Consider the following 302-nt stretch of genomic DNA (forward strand, 5'->3'; position numbering starts at 1 on the left):
TTAATTTAATTTTGTGCATGATGTTTGATTTTAAATTGTTATTGTTTGTTTAAATGTGATGTGGAAACCGGTTATTGAGCAACTTTTGTTTTTACAATTGTATTTCCACCGCAAGAACACTGTCCGCACGATTGTGCAGCTGCCTGAAGGCTGTTAACTCCTCCTTTAAGGCTGTTCATTTGCTCCTCCTGAAGCTTGCTGATTTGCTCTTTGTTGATCTGTAGACCTTTAGTTAATTTAATTTTGTGCATGATGTTTGATTTTAAATTGTTATTGTTTGTTTAAATGTGATGTGGAAACCG

1 protein-coding gene is annotated in these 302 nt (G+C 34.4%); it reads right to left on the reverse strand.

Going from position 1 to position 302, the window contains the following annotated elements; genetic code table 11:
* Positions 1–71: 71 nt before the first annotated feature.
* Entirely contained in the window at positions 72–251 is a 180-nt protein-coding gene (locus tag AC4IF5_RS20450; RefSeq protein ID WP_490736661.1) for a class I lanthipeptide, read from the reverse strand.
* Between the last annotated feature and the right edge of the window lie 51 nt (positions 252–302).

The organism is Chryseobacterium sp. UF-290 (genome assembly GCF_058245615.1).

Coding starts and splice junctions, on each gene's coding strand:
- AC4IF5_RS20450 (WP_490736661.1), bottom strand. CDS start 251: ATGCACAAAATTAAATTAACTAAAGGTCTACAGATCAACAAAGAGCAA.